This is a genomic window from Pseudomonas sp. (assembly GCF_050739995.1).
Lineage (GTDB): Bacteria > Pseudomonadota > Gammaproteobacteria > Pseudomonadales > Pseudomonadaceae > Aquipseudomonas.
The window spans coordinates 1-1,581 of the sequence record NZ_JBOICG010000204.1 but is presented as its reverse complement, the minus strand read 5'-3'; the positions used below and the strand labels follow the sequence as shown (position 1 = coordinate 1,581).

The window sequence follows — 1,581 nt, the reverse complement described above, 5'->3', positions numbered from 1 at the left end:
GAGTCATGCAGTGCCTGGCCCACCGCTATCGCAGGCAAGCCAGCTCCCACAGGGGTCAGTGGTGCTTGAGTAATTTGTTTTCCAGATGATCCAAGTGCTGGGTCATCAACGCCACAGCGGTGGTTGAGTCGCGCTGCTCCACCGCCTCAACAATCGCCTCATGATCCTGCCAAGCGCAATACGTGCAGGCTTTCGCTTCAAATTGCGCAATGATCAAGGACGTCAACGGCACCAGGCTGTTGAGGAACTGCGCCAACGGTGCGTTACCTGCTATCGCCGCTAACTGTAAGTGGAACTCTCCAGACAATCGAATCGCTGGTCCACGTTGATCGCGTTCAATACATTCGCGTTCCCGGGTGATCAGCTCGCGTAACTGGCGAACCTGCACCGGTGTGGCTTGGGCGCAAGCCAACTGCACCACGGTGATTTCCGTCAGTCGACGTGCTTCCAGAATTTGCCGGGTTTGCTGGCCGTCCGGCGCAGCCACTTGGGCCCGTTGGTTGGGACGCAGGATGATCACTTGCTGATGAGACAACTTTGCCAAGACGCGGCGAATCACACTGCGGCTCACACCAAAGATTTCGCCCAGGCCCTCTTCGGTAAAACGGCTGGCCGGAGCGATGCGTTGTTCGAGGATGGCGTCGAACAGGCGTGGGTAGATGTCGTCCACCGAAGGCTTTTTACCAGCGACCAGACGCAGGGCGGGAAGGATAGGGGCGTATTGAAAAGCGTGGGCGGTCATGGCCTGTCTCCAGAAAGTCAGCTACCCAGATGGTCGTCCGGGATATTCAAACGAATGCCCATGCGCAGGCCTTCCTGAAGGATATGGCGGCGCATTTCGGCACTGGCCAGGGCGCTGTTCTTGTTACGGATGGCGCGCACCACGGCTTCATTTTCCTGCAGGCGTTCTGCCAAGTGTTCGGGGGAATTGCGCAGCACCTGGGCGCTCTGTTTGAGGGCGTTGCTGGTTTGCTGCACCACGTTCTGGAAGATCGGGTTGGAGGTGAGCGCGAACAGTTCTTCGTGGAAGCCGATGTAGGCGTTCATGCCGGCTTCGGCATCCCCAGCGTCGAGGGCCTCGCGCATGTCCATCAGGGTCAGGCGCAACTGGCCGACCTCTTTGCTGCTGATGGACTGGGCCACCAGGCCGACGATGAAGGGCTCGAGGGTGTAGCGCAGTTGCAGAATGTCTTCGAGGCTGGCATCGGCTACCGCGTCGCTGGCCTGAGGCTCGCTCACGCTGGTTTCGAGTACCACGACGCCCTTGCCGGGCATGGAGCGCACCAGGCCGAGGGTTTCCAGCACGATCACGGCTTCACGCAGGCTAGGGCGGCTGATGCCCATCTGCTCGGCCAGTTCACGCTGGCCGGGCAGCATTTCGCCCCGGCGCCACTGGCCCCTGGCCAAGGCGGCGCGCAGTTTTTCTACCACTGAATTGACGACGGTTGAGGTGCTGATCACGTCTACGTCTCCTAGAAGTTGCAAATACGATTGTCAAATTAGCGACAGTCAAAATGTGGGAGCGGGCTTGCTCGCGAATGCGGTGTGTCAGTCACCACATTTGTAGGCTGAACCATTGCT

The 1,581-nt window shown here is 59.3% G+C and carries 2 protein-coding genes; both read right to left on the bottom strand.

Going from position 1 to position 1,581, the window contains the following annotated elements; genetic code table 11:
• Positions 1–55: 55 nt before the first annotated feature.
• On the bottom strand, positions 56–742 hold the full coding sequence (locus ACRESD_RS07150) for a GntR family transcriptional regulator (RefSeq protein ID WP_431750285.1): 687 nt from the start codon (positions 740–742) through the stop codon (positions 56–58).
• Positions 743–759: 17 nt separating this feature from the next.
• Positions 760–1,461, bottom strand: a complete 702-nt coding sequence (locus tag ACRESD_RS07145; protein ID WP_159956013.1) for a FadR/GntR family transcriptional regulator — start codon at positions 1,459–1,461, stop codon at positions 760–762.
• Positions 1,462–1,581: the final 120 nt, after the last annotated feature.

Bases quoted from the DNA above. Each gene is read 5' to 3' on its own strand.
- ACRESD_RS07150 (WP_431750285.1), bottom strand. From the start codon at position 742: ATGACCGCCCACGCTTTTCAATACGCCCCTATCCTTCCCGCCCTGCGT.